Origin of the sequence: Exiguobacterium sp. (assembly GCF_020832205.1) — a bacterium.
In the GTDB taxonomy this organism is placed as follows: domain Bacteria; phylum Bacillota; class Bacilli; order Exiguobacteriales; family Exiguobacteriaceae; genus Exiguobacterium.
Genome location: NZ_JAFIFD010000029.1, coordinates 13065 through 28686 on the forward strand (window position 1 = coordinate 13065; position 15622 = coordinate 28686).

Consider the following 15622-nt stretch of genomic DNA (forward strand, 5'->3'; position numbering starts at 1 on the left):
GCGAGTCATGATTGAGCGCATGCTTTTTGGGTAATGCGATGAAGCCTTCTCTGTATCTGGACACTTGGGGAAGGTGGAGCGAGTAGTGTAACCGGACCCCCTAATAGAAGGGGCGCGATGAAGTATAGACTCGTATATGGACACTTGAGCTATACGGAGCGAGTAGTGTAACCGACCCTCTTAATCTACTTTAAGAGGAGACTAAAACCATGAAAAAACAAGTTGGTATGACCATGTTGGCAGCATCACTATTATTTGTCGGAGCGGCTGACGCATCAGCAGCGACGAACGGCAAAACGGCGAGTAAGTTCGAATCACTCGCAGACGGCCGTCAAACGAACGGGATTGGCACAGGCGTCATCGAAGGGCTCGCCTTCTCAGGCACGGAACTCGTCGAAGGCGATGCCCTCACGATTTCGGTCGATGGCGTCGTCATCGATGGACCACTCGATACATTGAAATGGTCAATCACGGATCAATCTGGACAAGCTTATGACTTTGGCGACCATGTCCTTGCTCCTGGCACGTATACGTTCACAGTTCAAGCAAGCACATACTTCAAAAATGGTCAGAAAGCCGGTCTCGTCCATAGCACAACTGCACCACAGACCGTCTCGGTCACAGTCGTTGAAAAACCTGAGGCGGTCGCCGTCACAGTCGTTTCGGCTGAAGTAGTAGCTTACAACTATACCGTCGCCAAAACGAATGCTCATGGCGCCATTCTCGGCTATCACTTGGAAGCGACCGTCGCATTCAAGTTGAGCAATGGCGAAACGCTTTACGATACACGTCACTTCAATAACGTCCAACCGTCACAGTCACTCGGTTTCTCAGTGATCTACGGCGAAGAGACGTTCGTGACGTCATTCGCACCACCTGCTTACCCAGCAAAGTAAACGATTCACTTTCCCTAGTGCGCGCTCAAGCTAGGGATTTTTTTTTGATTTTTAGGACAATTTTCCCATATCTCTGAATGAATTCCGACTAACCGGGTAATGAATTACTATAGGTGCGCACCTTCTCTAACACCACGTTCAGTCATCACGAAGAAAGAAGGGAATGAGATGAAGAAGCATCGCAAATGGTGGTCACTGCTGTTCGTGCTCATGTTCGTGCTGTCGCTGTTGCCAATGAAAGGAGTAGTCGCGGAAGAAAGTAGCCAACAATGGTGTGTCTCGACGACGTCGGATAAAACGATCTATGCGGGACAAGACATCCCCATCGGTACGGTCGACTTTGAGTTTGTCGCAAACGGGCTGAAAATCGTGATTGATTTGAATGACGAGGTCGTGCTGAAAGACGCCGCTGAAAACATCAAGATTGATTTCCGTTTATTGACCGAATCGCTTGAACGGGGAAGCCCAGGGGCATACGACTTTAAAACGTACTCGAACGTCGATCCGACACACTTGCTGATTCCGTATGCGGATCTCGCCTTCTACCTCGGAGTGCCTGTATCGACGCTCTTGTCGGACGGATTCCAATTCAACGTCTTCCTTCACTTGGACACATTGGTGAATGGCGCTGACGAAACCGCCTATCCAGGCGATCCAGGTACCGGAAATCCTTGGGTCCGCTACGTCAAGTTGACGGTGGAAGAATGCACACCACCGCCACCGATGGACGATTATGACGTCTATACGCTCGGGTTCTGGAAAAACATCTTCAACTTCGACAAAGTGACGTTCTCGTACGGCACGGTCATCAACATTGGAGGAACAGATTACAGTGTGATTCATGATCGCGAGGCACTCGCCCTTCTCATGGATCCTGCGAAAAAAGGAATGACAGAAGAGAAACGGTTGATCATGCAGTTGACGGCTGCGAAAATCAACGTCCTCTTGAACGACGCTGACTTCAAAAACCTTGAGCTCGTCTATAGAGACAGCGGGGTCGAGGTCGGTTTGACAGTCGGTGAGATGATTGCCGGTGCTGACGCGGCACTTGCGAGCCAGAACATCGACCAAATGAAGTATTATCAACAACTGCTCGACGACTTCAATAACGGGCTTTTCATCGGTACGTCGCATGACTGAACGGGTGTGAACGAAGAAAAAGGCAGTCGCTCCAATTGAGCGGCTGCCTTTTAGATGCCTGTCCGTTTCTTCTGGTTATTCGGCTTCTTCGTCAACTGGTTCGTCAACGGTTTCTGCTTCGTCCCATGAAGTCCTGTCGGCACTTTCGTCTGACTTTGTTTCTTCTCGGCGAGTTTTTGCTTCATCGCCTCTTGAAAATTGAGTTTTTTCTCACTCATCTTATTCACCTCCAGCTTCGATCACTTTCACCCGACCGACCTGTCCATCGCTTAAGCGTACTTTAATGCCGTGCGGGTGACGCGGCGAGTTCGTCAAAATGTCTTTGACGACGCCTTTCGTCAACTTCCCACTCCGCTGATCTTGTTTAAGGACAATCTGGACGTGGAGCCCTGGGCGAATGTCCGCGCGTTTCGTGCCATCCATACCCGACACCCCTTTCCGTATAGTCAACCTCTATCATATGCTCTTTTCCCGCTTTTGTCACAACCTATTCGATGACGCCGATTTGAGCGAGTGCCGGAGTCACATAACTTTGGTCGGTGCGAAACGTCCGAACCGATCCGCCGCGGACGATACGGACGTCGACGACACCGCGTTTGAACGTCAACGTCACAATCGCGTGTCCGGCTTCATTGACAAGTTGTGCCGTGCCGTCAAGTTTGTGGTAGGCTTCTGTGAGGGCCCGGGCAAACAGGACATAATCGACTGTCTTGACGGCTTCGACGTGCCCGAAAATATCGATGGACACCGTCTTTCGACTAGCCCATACGATGGTCAGCCGATGCGTCTCGACTTCATTCCCGATTTCAATTCGATGCATCGAACCCCTCCTAAAAACACTCCCCGGAACGGAGAGTGTCAGTGTACGTCTTTTCGTGCTTCCGGATACTTCTTTTTCAAATCATCCTGCGTCGTCAATTTAGAGAGCGGGACGCCGGTCCGATACGCGGCCCGCGAAACCATGAGCGCGGCGAGCGGCGCCGTCAAGAAGACGAAGAGAATCGTCAGCAAGATTTTTCCGGAGAACATCCCTTCTGCCAACAAGAAGTAGAGGAACGTCCCGACCATGACGGTGATGACGCCGAGCGTGGCGCTCTTCGTCGCCGAATGCGTCCGCCCGTAAACGTCCGGAAAGCGAATAAAACCGATTCCGCCGACGAGACTGAGGAACCCACCGATCAGACAAAGAATCGCAACAATCCATTCAATCGCGGTCAAAGATATCCCCCCTCTCCACAAATTTCGACAGTGCAATCGTCCCGATGAACGCCAATATACCGATGACGAGGATGACTTCAGCGTAGGCGATCGTCTCCTGCAAGATCATCAAGATACCGATGACCCCGATGAGCGTGATACCGATCGCATCAAGCGCGACGATTCGGTCTGGCATCGTCGGCCCTTTCACCGTCCGGACGAACGAGATGACGAGTGAGATCGACATGAAGAACAACGCGATCATAAGCAACACTTTAAACATCAGTGCGTCACCTCCATTATCGCTTTTTCGAACGTGTCGTGAATCTCGCGAATCATCTGTTCCTTGTCCGGTACGTGAATCGAATGGACGAAAATCGACTTCTTGTCTTCTGAGAAATCCATCGATAACGTCCCCGGCGTCAGACTGATGAGCGAGGCAAGGAGCGTCAACTCCCAATCCGACTTGAGTTGGGTCGGGACTTCGATGATGCCGGGCTCGATGTCGAATTTAGGACTAAGGAGCACTTTGACGACATCGATGTTCGACATGATCAGCTCTTTGATAAATAACGCGATCAGTTTGAAGGCGGCGAAGACGCGGCGCATATAGAAATCGAAATGAAGGAAGCGGCGCAAGACGAACAAGATAAAGATCCCGACGATATAGCCGAGCAGGAAGTCGACACCGGTGTAGCTATTCCAAAGCACTGCCCACATGATGGCGATGACCGTGTTTAAGACGACTTGGAACGTCATGCTCCCCCTCCTTTCAAGACCGAATCAATATAAATCGATGGGTCGAGCAACTGGTTCGACGCCTCAAGGAAGAACGAGAGGATCGGCTGCGCCGCGACACCGAGCACCGTCGTCAAGATGACGAGCGGGATGGCCGGCAGCAACAAGTCGCCAACTTTCGTCTTGCCTTGTGCTTTCGTATGCTTCTGTTCGCCCCAGAACACGTACATGAAGATTTTGATCATCGAGAAGAGCGTCAGCATCCCGACGGCGAGCGCAATGCCGCCGACGACGTAGTGCTCGGTCTCAAAACTCGAGACGACGAGCGACAGTTTACTGACGAAACCGCTGAACGGCGGGATGCCGGCGATGGCGATCCCGGTGATGAAGAACATCCAGCCGAGGAGCGGATGCGTCTTCAACAGCCCGCCCATCTGTTTCAGGTCGGTCGTACCGGTAATACGTTGCGCCGTCCCTGCATAGAGGAAGAGCGCCGTCTTCACGATAATGTTGTGGACGATATAATAAATCGCCGCCGCAACCGCAAGACTCGTATATAGCCCGAGACCGATGACCATATAGCCGACCTGCGACACGATATGATACGACAGGATGCGTTTAAAGTCGAAGTTCGAGACGGCACCAAGGCCGCCGATAACGATCGTGACCGCACCGACCCAGATGAGAATCGGTTGGGTGAACTCTTGGTTGTGCGGGAAAATGAGCGTGAACGTACGGATGATCGCGTAAATCCCGACTTTCGTCAACAGGCCACCGAACAAGGCGGCGACTGCAGCCGGCGGTCCGAAGTACGAACGCGGCAGCCAGAAGTAAAGCGGGAACAATGCCCCTTTCATCCCGAAGACGATGAAGTAGAACATGGCGATGACGTTTAGCACACCGACTTGTTCAAGCTCGGCGACGCGCTCGGCGAGTTGCGCCATGTTGAGCGTGCCCGTCACGGCGTACGTGAACGCCATCGTCGCGATGAACAAAATCGAGGCGAAGATGTTCATGACGACGTACTTGAGCGACTCGCGCAGCTGGTAGTTCGTCCCGCCCATGACGATCAACACGTAAGACGAGATAAGCATCACTTCGAAGAAGACGAACAAGTTGAAAATGTCACCTGTCAAGAACGCCCCGTTCACCCCCGTCAACAAGAAGAAGTAGAACGGATAGAAGTAGAACTTCTCACGTTCCGGTGCGATTGTCCGAAACGCAAAGAAGAGACAGAGCAGACCGACGATCGCTGACATGAGTACCATGATAGCCGCGAACAAGTCGGCGACAAGAACGATCCCGAACGGTGCCGACCAATTCCCGACCTCGAGAACGACGACCCCTTCGGCCCGGACGACACTGAGCAAGTAAATCGCGACGCCGAGCATGAGGATTGCCGTCAAACCACTCAAGAAGCGCTGTAATCCGATTCGCTTCGAGAACAAAATCAAGATTGCTCCGACCGCGAACGGGATTAAAAATGGGAGTACGAGCAAGTTATTCATCAGCCGACCCCCTCAATTGTTCTAAATCGTCCGTCTTGAACGCTTTGTACGTCCGGTATGACAAGACGAGTAAAAATGAAGTCATCCCGAAACTGATGACGAGCGCCGTCAAAACGAGCGCTTGCGGCAACGGGTCAGCATAAGCTTCTGAATTTAAGTTAAGGAGCGGCGGGGTCCCGCTTTGCAGTCCCGACATCGTTAACAGTAAGAAGTGCGCCCCGTGCGACAAAAGGATTAAACCGAGCACGATTCGCAACAAGCTTTTCGTCAGTAACAGGTAAGTGCCGACCATGAAGAGGACACCGACCGTAATCGACATGAGTATTTCCATTACGAATCATCCTCCGCAATCGCTAAAATTATCGTCAAGGCAATGGCCACGACTACCAAGTAAATCCCGAGGTCGAACGGGAGCGCCGTCGACAGCTCGGTCGTCCCGAGGACCGGTAAGTCGTAGTAGTCAAAAAACTGGGTCAAAAACGGATAACCGAACAACATGCTCGATACACCTGTGAACAAGGCGACGAGCAGGCCGACGGCGATCATCGTCGTAAAGTTGAACGGAAGCGCCTTTTTAATGCGCTTCATGTCAAAGCCCAAATACATGAGGAGAAGCGCGCTCGCCGTCATCAATCCACCGATGAATCCTCCGCCGGGGTTGTTGTGTCCGGCGAAGAACAAGTAAATCGAAAATGCGAGCAAGACGAATGTGACGACCCGGGTGATGCTGTGGAGCATCAAATTGCTCGCTCTCACATGTCTCTTCATACGTCTTCTCCTCCTTTCAAGCGCAGTTTAATCAATGTGACAATCCCGAGGGCAGCGACGGCCAACACGAGCACTTCAAGCAGCGTATCGAGCCCACGGAAGTCGACGAGAATGACGTTGACGACGTTGTATCCGCCGGCGAGTTCTTTCGCATTCTCGAGGAAGTAATCTGAAATCGACTCGTATCCTGCCTCGTTCCCGAGTGCCGCCGAACTGAGGGCGACGAGTGTCATCATGACTCCGACGCCAATCGAGATCAACAGGTTCGCCACGTTCAGTCGCGGCGTGAACTTCTCTTTTCGCATTTCCGGCAAGTGATAGAAAGCGAGCATGAAGATGACGAGCGTCACCGTCTCAACGAGCAGTTTCGTCAAAGCGAGGTCCGGCGCGCGGAACACGATGAGCAAGAGCGCGAGCAAGAACCCGATGACCCCGACGACGATGACCGCCGTGATGCGGTGGTTCAAGAATGGGATCGTGACGATCGCCCCGATGAGGAGCGGGATCAGAATCCACATGAACGGCTCGATCACACTCGTATTCGCCGTATCGATAGCGAACGCATCGAACCGCCAGAACGTGTAGCCGACGAGAAGCAACATGAACGTGAAGATGTAAGCGAAGTAATCGCGCAACAGCCCTGTCATTTGAAGACGCGTGATCCACTGTGATCCCGACGTGAGGCCAGTGAGCGCATTGTCATAGAACCAGTTGAACGGGTCACGCTCGCGGTTGTAGATTGCAAGTTTCGCCCAACGGTGCATGAGATAGAACAAGAACGAGGCGATCAAGACGACACCGAGCGTCATGAGCAGTTCTGTGTTGACGCCGTGCCAAATCTTGATATTGACGACGAACTGTTCGCCTTCCGGCAAGACCGTCGGCAAAATCGCTTGTTTCGCCGGTTCAATGATCGAGTACGACAACAAGTTCGGGAACAAGCCGAAGACGATGACGAGCACAACGAGAATGATCGGGCTGATCAGCATCCCGATTGGCGCCTCGTGCACCTTTCGTTCATAGTTGCTCGGCTCGAACTTTCCGCGGAACGTGTGGAAGAACATGATCAAGCTGTAGAGGAACGTAAAGATACTCGCGATCCAGGCGATAAGCGGGAATAGAAAACCGAGCGAACCGACGTCGAAAGCTTCAAAGTTACGCACGTTCAACATCGCCGAGAAGAACTTCTCCTTACTCAAGAACCCGTTGAACGGCGGGAGCCCCGCCATCGAGGCGAGACCGATGAGCGAGACGGTGAACGTGATCGGCATGACCGTCATCAAGCCTCCGAGCTTGCGGATGTCCCGCGTCCCCGTCTCGTGGTCGATGATCCCGACCGCCATGAAGAGCGCGCCTTTGAACGTCGCGTGGTTGAACAAGTGGAAAATCGCGACGAGAATCGCTTGCGAGTAAATCGGGTCATCTGCCCCAACCGTCAGCGCAGCCGAGCCGACACCAAGGAGCGACATGATGAGACCAAGTTGGCTCACCGTCGAGAAAGCGAGAATCCCTTTCAAGTCCTTTTGCCGGACGGCTGAAATCGAGCCCCATAGGAGCGTCACGAGTCCGACGATCGACAGCGTCCAAAACCAAACGTTCGAGCCGCCGAATACAGGTGTCATCCGAGCGACGAGATAAATCCCGGCTTTGACCATCGTCGCCGAGTGGAGGTACGCACTGACCGGCGTCGGTGCTTCCATCGCGTCCGGCAACCAGATGTGGAACGGGAACTGGGCCGACTTCGTGAACGCACCGAGCAAAATGAGCAGCATCGCCGGAACGAACAGCGGGCTCGCTTGAACGACATCAACGTTGTCGATGATCGTCCGAATACTGAACGTGCCCGTCATTTGATAGAGCAAGATGAAACCACCGAGCATGGCGAGTCCGCCTGCGACGGTGATGAGCATCGACTTTTGGGCACCTTTCGTCGACTTGTCCTTATGGAACCAGTAACTGATCAGAAGCGCCGACGCCATGCTCGTCACTTCCCAGAACACGTACAAGACGATCAGGTTATCGGACAAGACGACACCGAGCATCGCCCCCATGAAGAGCATCAAGTATACATAGAAGTTACCGAGACGCTCTTTTTTAGACAGATAGAAGATGGAATAGAGCACGACGAGCGAGCCGATCCCAGTAATCAAAAGCACAAACAGCATGCTCAATCCGTCTAGATAAGCAGTGAAATCAATGCCGAGCGCAGGGATCCATGAAATGGTCGTCTCGACGACTTGGCCAGACGAGATGACCGGCAACCAGTTCATGAAATAGATGAACAGTGCCGTCGGCAACAGCCAGACGAACCAACCCGTATGAATTTTCGAGACGTACTTAAACAAGAACGGTATGATGAGCGCGAATAAAAAAGGCGATAAGATCACCCAATGCAGTGCGGACAATGTGTTCCCTCCTTCAACTTTTCTCAATATGCCTTGTAAGGTAATCTTTTACATTAGTGAATGTAGATTCCTTTTCTAAGGAGCGGATGATCGTTTCGGTTTTCTAAACTTCGATACCCGATTTTTCACCCGCTCAACCTCACACATTATTTTGAATGCTCTCTTGATTTGTTGTTGATTCCCAGTATAACTCACTTTTTCGTTCGATTCATCTCTCCCGCTCTCTCTAATTCAAATTCATATGACCTTGTTAATAAGAAGAAACGCGATATTTTTTTATTTTAAACGCCGTTTGTAAAAACCTTTTATTGTAAATTAATTTACTCTTAAATCCAAAAATGGCTCTTTAAAATCTTTTATTTTCAAACCTGTTACATCCTAAGACTCTCTGCAGGCGACAAAAAAAGCACTTCCGAGTCTTCGGAAAGTGCTTCTTTCTTCGGTCAAAGACGATAAAGTCTCGCCTCGAACGGTTTCAACATAAACGTTTCGGTATCGATCGGTTCTGGGTCCGTCTCGTTCGTCAAGACGAGGGTCGCCTCTAGAACGTCCGGGAGCGTGACGATGGCCGGATTCGCCGTCAAGTTGACGACAATCATGAAGCGTGTATTCTCGAACGCGCGCTCATAGACGTACGCTTGCGTATGGTCCGGTAAAGCGTCCGTGTAACTGCCGTACGTGAACGTCTCTTCGGCACGGCGAAGACGGATCATCGCTTTGTAGAACGATAGAATCGAATGCGCGTCTTTCGTCTGCGCCTCGACATTGAGCGTCTCGTACTCTTCGTGGACCGGCATCCACGGCGCTGCCGTCGAGAACCCGGCATGCGGCGAAGCGTCCCATTGAATCGGGGTCCGGACGTTGTCCCGGGACGTCCCCCACACTTGTTGCATCGAATCGATCTCGCTCATGCCGTTGGCGATGCGCTCGAAATACTCGTTTTTCGTGGCGACATCGTCGTAATCATGGATCGATGGGAGCGGCACGTTTTTCATTCCGATCTCTTGCCCTTGGTAGATGAACGGTGTCCCGTGCATGAAGAAGTACATCATTCCGAGCGCGGTCGCACTCTCCCTCCAATAGTGATTTTCATCACCGACGAGCGAGACGGCCCGGACCATGTCATGGTTTTCGATGTAAAGGGCGTTCCACCCCGTCTCGAGGAGCCCTTGTTGCCATTTGTCGAAGATTCGCTTCAACTCTACGACGTCAAGCGGAGCCAGGCGTGACTTTCGCATAATATCGACGTGGTCGAAGTGGAACGCCATGTTCATCGCCCCATTTTCCGGTCCCATCCATAAGTCCGCCGCTTCCGGCTCGATGCCGTTCGTCTCCCCGACCGTCATGATGTCGTATTTCGAAAACGTCTCGCGTTTCATCTCTTGGAGATAGTCGTGGATCCCCTCGATGTTCGAATACATCGAGAACGCCGTCACGTATGTTTTCCCATCCGGCGAGGGGAGGATCGTATCCGTCGGTTTCTTTTTAATGTGGCTGATCGCGTCGACACGGAACCCGTCGATGCCTTTGTCGAGCCACCAGTTGATCATATCGTAGATTGCCGTGCGCACTTCCCCGTTCTCCCAGTTGAGGTCGGGTTGTTTCTTTGAAAACACGTGCAAATAATATTGGTCGGTCTCGGGGTCGAGCTCCCACGCCGAACCACCGAAGATGCTCGCCCAGTTGTTCGGCGGTCCGCCATCTTCCCCGTCACGCCAAATGTACCAGTCTCGTTTCGGGTTGTCCTTCGACTGTTTCGACTCGACGAACCATGGATGCTCGTCTGACGTGTGGTTGACGACGAGGTCTAAGAGCAGCTTCATTCCGCGCGCATGGACGGCTTTAAGAAGTGCATCGAAATCTTCCATCGTCCCGAACTCTTCCATGATGCCTTGGTAATCGCTGATGTCATAGCCGTTGTCATCGTTCGGCGACTTATACATCGGACAAATCCAGATCACATCGATGCCAAGCTCCTCAAGATAATCCAGCTTCTCGATGATGCCACGGAGATCGCCGATGCCGTCACCGTTTGAATCTTTGAAACTGCGCGGATAGATTTGGTATGCGATCGCCTCTTTCCACCATGCCCGCGCGACCCCTTGTTGCTCCACTCGTCTGAACGCCGTCTCCATACGTCAATTTCCCCCTAGTGATTGTAGTCAATTTATAAAGAAGGTACATACCTGTTTTTACGTGAATCTAATCCTACAATAGCATTAGTGCAAGCGTTTGCAAATAGAGAGGGCACAAAAAAATGCAGTCCGTAGACTACATTTTCGTGACGGTCGCGACTTGTTCACAAAATGACGCAATGAGGTGGGAAAGTCGCTCCCGGTCGTGATCCATCGTGGCCACGTGATAGGAGCGCTCGAGCACGTCTCGTCGCTTTGGTGCTCGAATCTGTTCATGCAACCAAACCGAGTCTTCCGGCGGAACGACGTTGTCGACCGCGGAATGGATGACGTATGTCGGGACATTGATTTCAGAAACTTGAGGACGAACTTCTTCAATCAAGGCGAGCAACTCTCGAATCGCCGTCGTCGGCACGATTGGATAGACGATTTCATGAACGCCTTCCGCCAAAATATCCGGGTCGTCCTCATCGATGAAACGACACTCCCCGTCCTTCGCATGACAAGCATATCCCGGGACAGATAGTGCCGCGTTGATCGTGATGACGGCCTCGACTTTTCCAGCGAGCGCCGCTTTCAAAGCGAGCGTCCCGCCCATCGATTGACCGACGATAACGACGTGACGACATCGTTCTTGCAAAAAATGGAGCCCGTTGATGACCGTCTCGTACCATTGCTGATAAGTCGTCCCTCTAAACTCCTCCGGGTCTGTCCCGTGGCCGGCAAGCCGCGGGGCATACACCGTGAAGCCTCGGCTCATCAAATCGAGACCGACATCGTGAACGCTTTGCGGAGTCCCGTTGAACCCATGGCATAACAAGATGCCGATTCCATTTCCTTCATAGTAGAACGAGCCTGCTCCCGGTATGACCGGATAAGTTGCTGTCGTCATTTGTTTCCTCCTTTTAATCCACAGTTAGCCGATACATTTAATTTGTATTAGAGAATTGTAAGAGGAGAACGTCATTCCGTCAACCTAATTCGACAATCCAAAAACCCGTTTACCTTTGTCATCAAAATGTAACATGAACTTCGCAATAAGAGGATTGAGTTCTGACGTCTGCTTGGTTATGTTTAACATGTAGTTAAAAAGTTGGTAAATGATAACGAAATACACCAAACCATCCAAGAATTCAAACGCTTCGGCGATTCGACAAGTGGAGTAATGTAAGCGCTATCATTTATTGTTTGGTTTTTTTATGGAGGGGGCTAACCGACTCAACAAGCGACGACAACGAAGTGGGACATCGTATCGGACATCTTACATAAGTCAAGGGAGACGAAAAAAACATGGGGAATCAATCTACACGCTCGTTCAAAAAAATGACAGGGTTCGCTTTGTCGGTAGGACTCATCGCGAGCAGTTTGACGCCAATCGCGGCCAACGTGCAAGCAGAAGGACTCAATGCGACAGACTTATTCATCTCGGAATACGTGGAAGGCTCGAGCAACAATAAAGCCATCGAACTGTTCAACGGCACAAACTCGGTCATCAATCTCGCTGATTACAAGTTGGAGTTGTACACGAACGGTAGTGCGACAGCTGGAACGACATTGAACTTGACGGGGACGTTACAACCAGGGGCGACATACGTCATCGTCAACAGCGGTGCAAACGATGCGCTTAAAGCAAAATCGAACGCCACGAGTGGTGTGACGAACTTCAACGGGGACGATGCGATCGTCTTGAAGAAAGGGTCGACCGTCCTCGACGTGTTCGGACAAGTCGGCTTTGATCCTGGGACGAAATGGGGAACGACGGTCTCGACAGTGGATCAAACGTTAGTCCGCAAAGACACGGTCACAGCAGGCGATACGAACGGCAGCGACGCGTTCGAACCGGCCGACGAGTGGAACAGCCTTCCAATCGATACGTTCACAAACCTCGGGAAGCACACGTTCCAGGGCGTCGAGTATGGTAACGGCGGGACAATCGAAGAGCCTCCGGCACCGGCGACACCGATTTCGATCGCAGATGCGCGGACGCAAGCCGATGGCGCGACAGTGACGGTCAAAGGTGTTGTCACGGCGAAGCTAGCGAACACGATTTCCATCCAAGACGAGACAGGCGGTCTCTCGATTCGTCCGACGTCTCTTGCGGTCAACGTCGGTGATGAAATCGTCGTCACAGGCGCGCTTGGCTCGTATCGTGAACTCCTTCAATTGAACAACGCCGTCGTCGTCTCAAAACAAACGACGACCGTTCCGGCCCCGCAAGTGTTGACGGGCGACCAAATCAATGAAGACGTTGAATCTGAACTCGTCACCGTAAAGAACGTGACACTCTCGGGCAGCGGCCAAAACTTGACGGCGACAGACGGGACGAAAGAATTCGTCGTCCGTGATGAGCGCGGCATCCTTGATCTTCAAACGGACGTCAACTATTCATCGATCACTGGAATCGTCCAGCAGTTTGACAATACGTATCAAATCATTCCCCGCAGTGCAGCCGACACCGTGATCGATAATTCGGTCCTCCGTCCGGCCATCGCGACACCGGGTGCGGGTACGTTCGTCGGACCGCAAGATGTGGCGCTCACGACGACGACCGCCGATGCGGAGATTTACTACACGCTCGACGGTTCGGACCCGAAAGTGAACGGTATTCGCTACACGGCACCGATCCGCATCGAGTCGTCGAAGACGTTGAAGACGGCTGTCAAATCGAACGACACGTTCAGCGCCGTGACGACGTACGACTATAAAATCACGGACAAGATTCGCATCCACGATATCCAAGGCGCAAGCCATACGTCCCCGATGAACGGGCAGACTGTTGAAGGCGTCGAAGGGATCGTCACGTACTCGTTCGTATCGATGGGAACGACTTATTACTACATTCAAACGCCGGACATGGAAGCAGACCAGGACCCACGCACGTCTGAAGCGATCGTGTTGTACGGCGGCCGATCGATTCCTGGCCTCCAAGTCGGCGACCTCGTCAGCGTGAAAGGTCTCGTCAGCGAATATGCGATCGAGGGCTACAGCGATCGCCAGCAGACAGACATGAAGATGACGCAAATCGACACACGCAACGGAAAAGTCGACGTGCTCAAGAGCGGCGTCACGCTTCCAAAACCGGTCAAAATCGACGAGTCGAACTTGCCGACCGAATTCATCGACAGTGATGCGCTCGCCATCTTCAACCCGGAGAAAGATGCGATCGACTTCTGGGAGAGCCTTGAAGGCATGCGTGTCGAGACAGGCAACCTCAAATCAGTCGCTCCGCAACAGTATGGCGACCTCGTCACCGTCCTCGAGAGCACACCGACCGAGACGTTCAACGGCGGAATCCTCTTGAAAAAAGATGATGCGAACGCCGAGCGGATCCAGTTCCGTCTCGAGCCGAACGTCGAAGCGCGTGAGTTTGACGTGGCGACGGGCGACTTGTTCAACGGCCCGATTGTCGGTGTCGTCGGCTACTCGTTCGGTAACTATAAGATCCAAGTCGGTCTCGATGAGATGAAATCTGCCTTCGTCAAAGGCGATGCCAAACGCGAGACGACGTTCATCCAAGCAGAAGAAGATAAATTGACGATCGCTTCATACAACCTCGAGAACTTCTCGAACAACGTGAAAGAGACGTCAGATGACAAAGCCCTCAAACTCGCGAAAGCGTTCGTCGAAGAGTTGAACAGCCCGGACATCATCGGCGTGACTGAAGTTCAAGACAACAACGGTCAAAGCACTGGCGACTCGAAAGCGGATCAAAGCTACCAGCGCTTGATCGACAACATCGTCGCTGTCGGCGGTAAGACGTATAAGTACGTCAACATCGACCCAGAAAACAACAAGGACGGCGGTGCGCCGAACGCCAACATCCGTGTCGGTTTCCTGTATGACCCAGAGCGCGTCTCGCTCACAGAAGGTGCGCCAGAAGGTGACGCGACGACGGCTGTCGGTTATGAGAATGGTAAATTGACACATAACCCAGGGCGAATCGACCCGCTCAACCCGGCGTTCAACAGCTCGCGTAAACCGCTCGCAGCCCAGTTTGATTTCCAAGGCGAGAACGTCATCGTCATCGCCAACCATTGGAACTCAAAAGGCGGCGACACAGGCTTCTTCGGTTCACAGCAACCGGTCGTGCTCGGCAGTGAAGTCCAACGTAAAAAAATCGCACAAATCGTCCATAATTTCGTGGCCGATGTGAAAGCCGACAACCCAGACGCGAACGTCGTCGCCCTCGGTGACTTCAACGACTTCGAGTTCTCGGACGCCATGCAAATCTTCAAAGGCGACTTGATGACGAACATGGTCGAGAAAGTCCCGGCCGTCGACCGTTACTCGTACGTTTATCAAGGCAACTCGCAAGTGCTCGATCACATCCTCGTGTCGAACCGTCTCGCTGCGTCGACTGAGATCGATATGATTCACGTCAACGCCGACTTCACAGAGATGTCAGGCCGCGCCAGTGACCACGATCCGGTACTCGTTCAAATCGACCTCACGCCAGAGCCAGAAACGCCAGAAGTCGAGTTGACGCGTTATACGGTCGAGAACCACCCGGCCGCCCGCCTCGTCCTTCAAGACGACTACATCGGCGTGACGATCGGTAAAGGGACGAACTTCAAGAACGGTATCTTCGTCCGCGGCATCTACACGGAATTGACAGGTGACCCGCTCAAGAACATCGTCGTGCAAGTGAAGCCAAAAGAAGCCGGTGCCATCATCGACTTCAAAGGTGCGACGGTCAAAGAAGTGATCGTCGACGGGACGAACCTCGCCGAGATTCGAGGCGCAGAAAACGTCAAACGCATCACGTATACGAAAGGCGCATCCGCCAAAACAGTCGTCATCACAAACTGACGCGTATGACCGCAGACGAGTCCGTC

Annotated in this window: 15 protein-coding genes and 1 riboswitch; of the genes, 3 read left to right on the forward strand and 12 right to left on the reverse strand. The window is 52.4% G+C overall.

Annotated elements, in window-relative coordinates; genetic code table 11:
• Window positions 1-101: 101 nt before the first annotated feature.
• Window positions 102-186, forward strand: a riboswitch (cyclic di-GMP riboswitch).
• A gap of 23 nt (window positions 187-209) precedes the next feature.
• On the forward strand, window positions 210-896 hold the full coding sequence (locus JJU47_RS06705; RefSeq protein WP_228617452.1) for a hypothetical protein: 687 nt from the start codon (window positions 210-212) through the stop codon (window positions 894-896).
• Window positions 897-1064: 168 nt separating this feature from the next.
• Window positions 1065-2036, forward strand: a complete 972-nt coding sequence (locus JJU47_RS06710; RefSeq protein WP_228617455.1) for a hypothetical protein — start codon at window positions 1065-1067, stop codon at window positions 2034-2036.
• 50 nt (window positions 2037-2086) lie between these two features.
• Here the strand turns inward: JJU47_RS06710 and JJU47_RS06715 are convergent, their stop codons facing one another.
• From JJU47_RS06715 to JJU47_RS06770, 12 genes are all read right to left on the reverse strand, one after another.
• The gene (locus tag JJU47_RS06715) at window positions 2087-2254 is read right to left on the reverse strand and encodes a hypothetical protein (protein WP_228617457.1); all 168 of its coding nucleotides are present in this window, start codon (window positions 2252-2254) and stop codon (window positions 2087-2089) included.
• A 1-nt stretch (window position 2255) separates the two neighbouring features.
• Window positions 2256-2459 carry a YwbE family protein gene (locus JJU47_RS06720; RefSeq protein ID WP_024370994.1) on the reverse strand — a complete coding sequence of 68 codons (204 nt, stop codon included), beginning with the start codon at window positions 2457-2459 and terminating at the stop codon, window positions 2256-2258.
• 64 nt (window positions 2460-2523) lie between these two features.
• Entirely contained in the window at window positions 2524-2856 is a 333-nt protein-coding gene (locus JJU47_RS06725) for a hypothetical protein (protein ID WP_228617459.1), read from the reverse strand.
• 38 nt (window positions 2857-2894) lie between these two features.
• Window positions 2895-3254 carry a monovalent cation/H(+) antiporter subunit G gene (gene mnhG, locus JJU47_RS06730; RefSeq protein WP_024370996.1) on the reverse strand — a complete coding sequence of 120 codons (360 nt, stop codon included), beginning with the start codon at window positions 3252-3254 and terminating at the stop codon, window positions 2895-2897.
• Window positions 3241-3516 (reverse strand): Na(+)/H(+) antiporter subunit F1, encoded by a 276-nt coding sequence (locus tag JJU47_RS06735; protein ID WP_228617461.1) that lies wholly within the window; start codon window positions 3514-3516, stop codon window positions 3241-3243. Before JJU47_RS06735 ends, mnhG begins: the two co-directional genes overlap by 14 nt.
• Window positions 3516-3992 (reverse strand): Na+/H+ antiporter subunit E, encoded by a 477-nt coding sequence (locus JJU47_RS06740; RefSeq protein WP_024370998.1) that lies wholly within the window; start codon window positions 3990-3992, stop codon window positions 3516-3518. Before JJU47_RS06740 ends, JJU47_RS06735 begins: the two co-directional genes overlap by 1 nt.
• Complete coding sequence (locus tag JJU47_RS06745) at window positions 3989-5479, reverse strand: Na+/H+ antiporter subunit D (protein ID WP_228617463.1); 1491 nt, start codon at window positions 5477-5479, stop codon at window positions 3989-3991. Before JJU47_RS06745 ends, JJU47_RS06740 begins: the two co-directional genes overlap by 4 nt.
• Window positions 5472-5810, reverse strand: a complete 339-nt coding sequence (locus tag JJU47_RS06750; protein ID WP_024371000.1) for a Na(+)/H(+) antiporter subunit C — start codon at window positions 5808-5810, stop codon at window positions 5472-5474. The genes JJU47_RS06745 and JJU47_RS06750 overlap by 8 nt, the downstream gene beginning before the upstream one ends.
• On the reverse strand, window positions 5810-6247 hold the full coding sequence (locus JJU47_RS06755) for a Na(+)/H(+) antiporter subunit B (protein WP_024371001.1): 438 nt from the start codon (window positions 6245-6247) through the stop codon (window positions 5810-5812). Before JJU47_RS06755 ends, JJU47_RS06750 begins: the two co-directional genes overlap by 1 nt.
• Window positions 6244-8652: a Na+/H+ antiporter subunit A gene (locus JJU47_RS06760; protein ID WP_228617466.1), complete on the reverse strand. Its 2409-nt coding sequence runs from the start codon at window positions 8650-8652 to the stop codon at window positions 6244-6246. Before JJU47_RS06760 ends, JJU47_RS06755 begins: the two co-directional genes overlap by 4 nt.
• A 443-nt stretch (window positions 8653-9095) precedes the next feature.
• Window positions 9096-10787 (reverse strand): glycoside hydrolase family 13 protein, encoded by a 1692-nt coding sequence (locus JJU47_RS06765; protein WP_228617468.1) that lies wholly within the window; start codon window positions 10785-10787, stop codon window positions 9096-9098.
• Window positions 10788-10923: 136 nt separating this feature from the next.
• Window positions 10924-11679, reverse strand: a complete 756-nt coding sequence (locus JJU47_RS06770; protein WP_228617470.1) for an alpha/beta hydrolase — start codon at window positions 11677-11679, stop codon at window positions 10924-10926.
• A gap of 398 nt (window positions 11680-12077) precedes the next feature.
• On the opposite strand from JJU47_RS06770, the gene JJU47_RS06775 reads away from it, so the two are divergent.
• Window positions 12078-15596, forward strand: a complete 3519-nt coding sequence (locus JJU47_RS06775; protein WP_228617472.1) for a lamin tail domain-containing protein — start codon at window positions 12078-12080, stop codon at window positions 15594-15596.
• Window positions 15597-15622: the final 26 nt, after the last annotated feature.

Coding starts and splice junctions, on each gene's coding strand:
- JJU47_RS06705 (WP_228617452.1), top strand. CDS start 210: ATGAAAAAACAAGTTGGTATGACCATGTTGGCAGCATCACTATTATTT.
- JJU47_RS06710 (WP_228617455.1), top strand. CDS start 1,065: ATGAAGAAGCATCGCAAATGGTGGTCACTGCTGTTCGTGCTCATGTTC.
- JJU47_RS06715 (WP_228617457.1), bottom strand. CDS start 2,254: ATGAGTGAGAAAAAACTCAATTTTCAAGAGGCGATGAAGCAAAAACTC.
- JJU47_RS06720 (WP_024370994.1), bottom strand. CDS start 2,459: ATGGATGGCACGAAACGCGCGGACATTCGCCCAGGGCTCCACGTCCAG.
- JJU47_RS06725 (WP_228617459.1), bottom strand. CDS start 2,856: ATGCATCGAATTGAAATCGGGAATGAAGTCGAGACGCATCGGCTGACC.
- JJU47_RS06735 (WP_228617461.1), bottom strand. CDS start 3,516: ATGTTTAAAGTGTTGCTTATGATCGCGTTGTTCTTCATGTCGATCTCA.
- JJU47_RS06740 (WP_024370998.1), bottom strand. CDS start 3,992: ATGACGTTCCAAGTCGTCTTAAACACGGTCATCGCCATCATGTGGGCA.
- JJU47_RS06745 (WP_228617463.1), bottom strand. CDS start 5,479: ATGAATAACTTGCTCGTACTCCCATTTTTAATCCCGTTCGCGGTCGGA.
- JJU47_RS06750 (WP_024371000.1), bottom strand. CDS start 5,810: ATGGAAATACTCATGTCGATTACGGTCGGTGTCCTCTTCATGGTCGGC.
- JJU47_RS06755 (WP_024371001.1), bottom strand. CDS start 6,247: ATGAAGAGACATGTGAGAGCGAGCAATTTGATGCTCCACAGCATCACC.
- JJU47_RS06765 (WP_228617468.1), bottom strand. CDS start 10,787: ATGGAGACGGCGTTCAGACGAGTGGAGCAACAAGGGGTCGCGCGGGCA.
- JJU47_RS06770 (WP_228617470.1), bottom strand. CDS start 11,679: ATGACGACAGCAACTTATCCGGTCATACCGGGAGCAGGCTCGTTCTAC.
- JJU47_RS06775 (WP_228617472.1), top strand. CDS start 12,078: ATGGGGAATCAATCTACACGCTCGTTCAAAAAAATGACAGGGTTCGCT.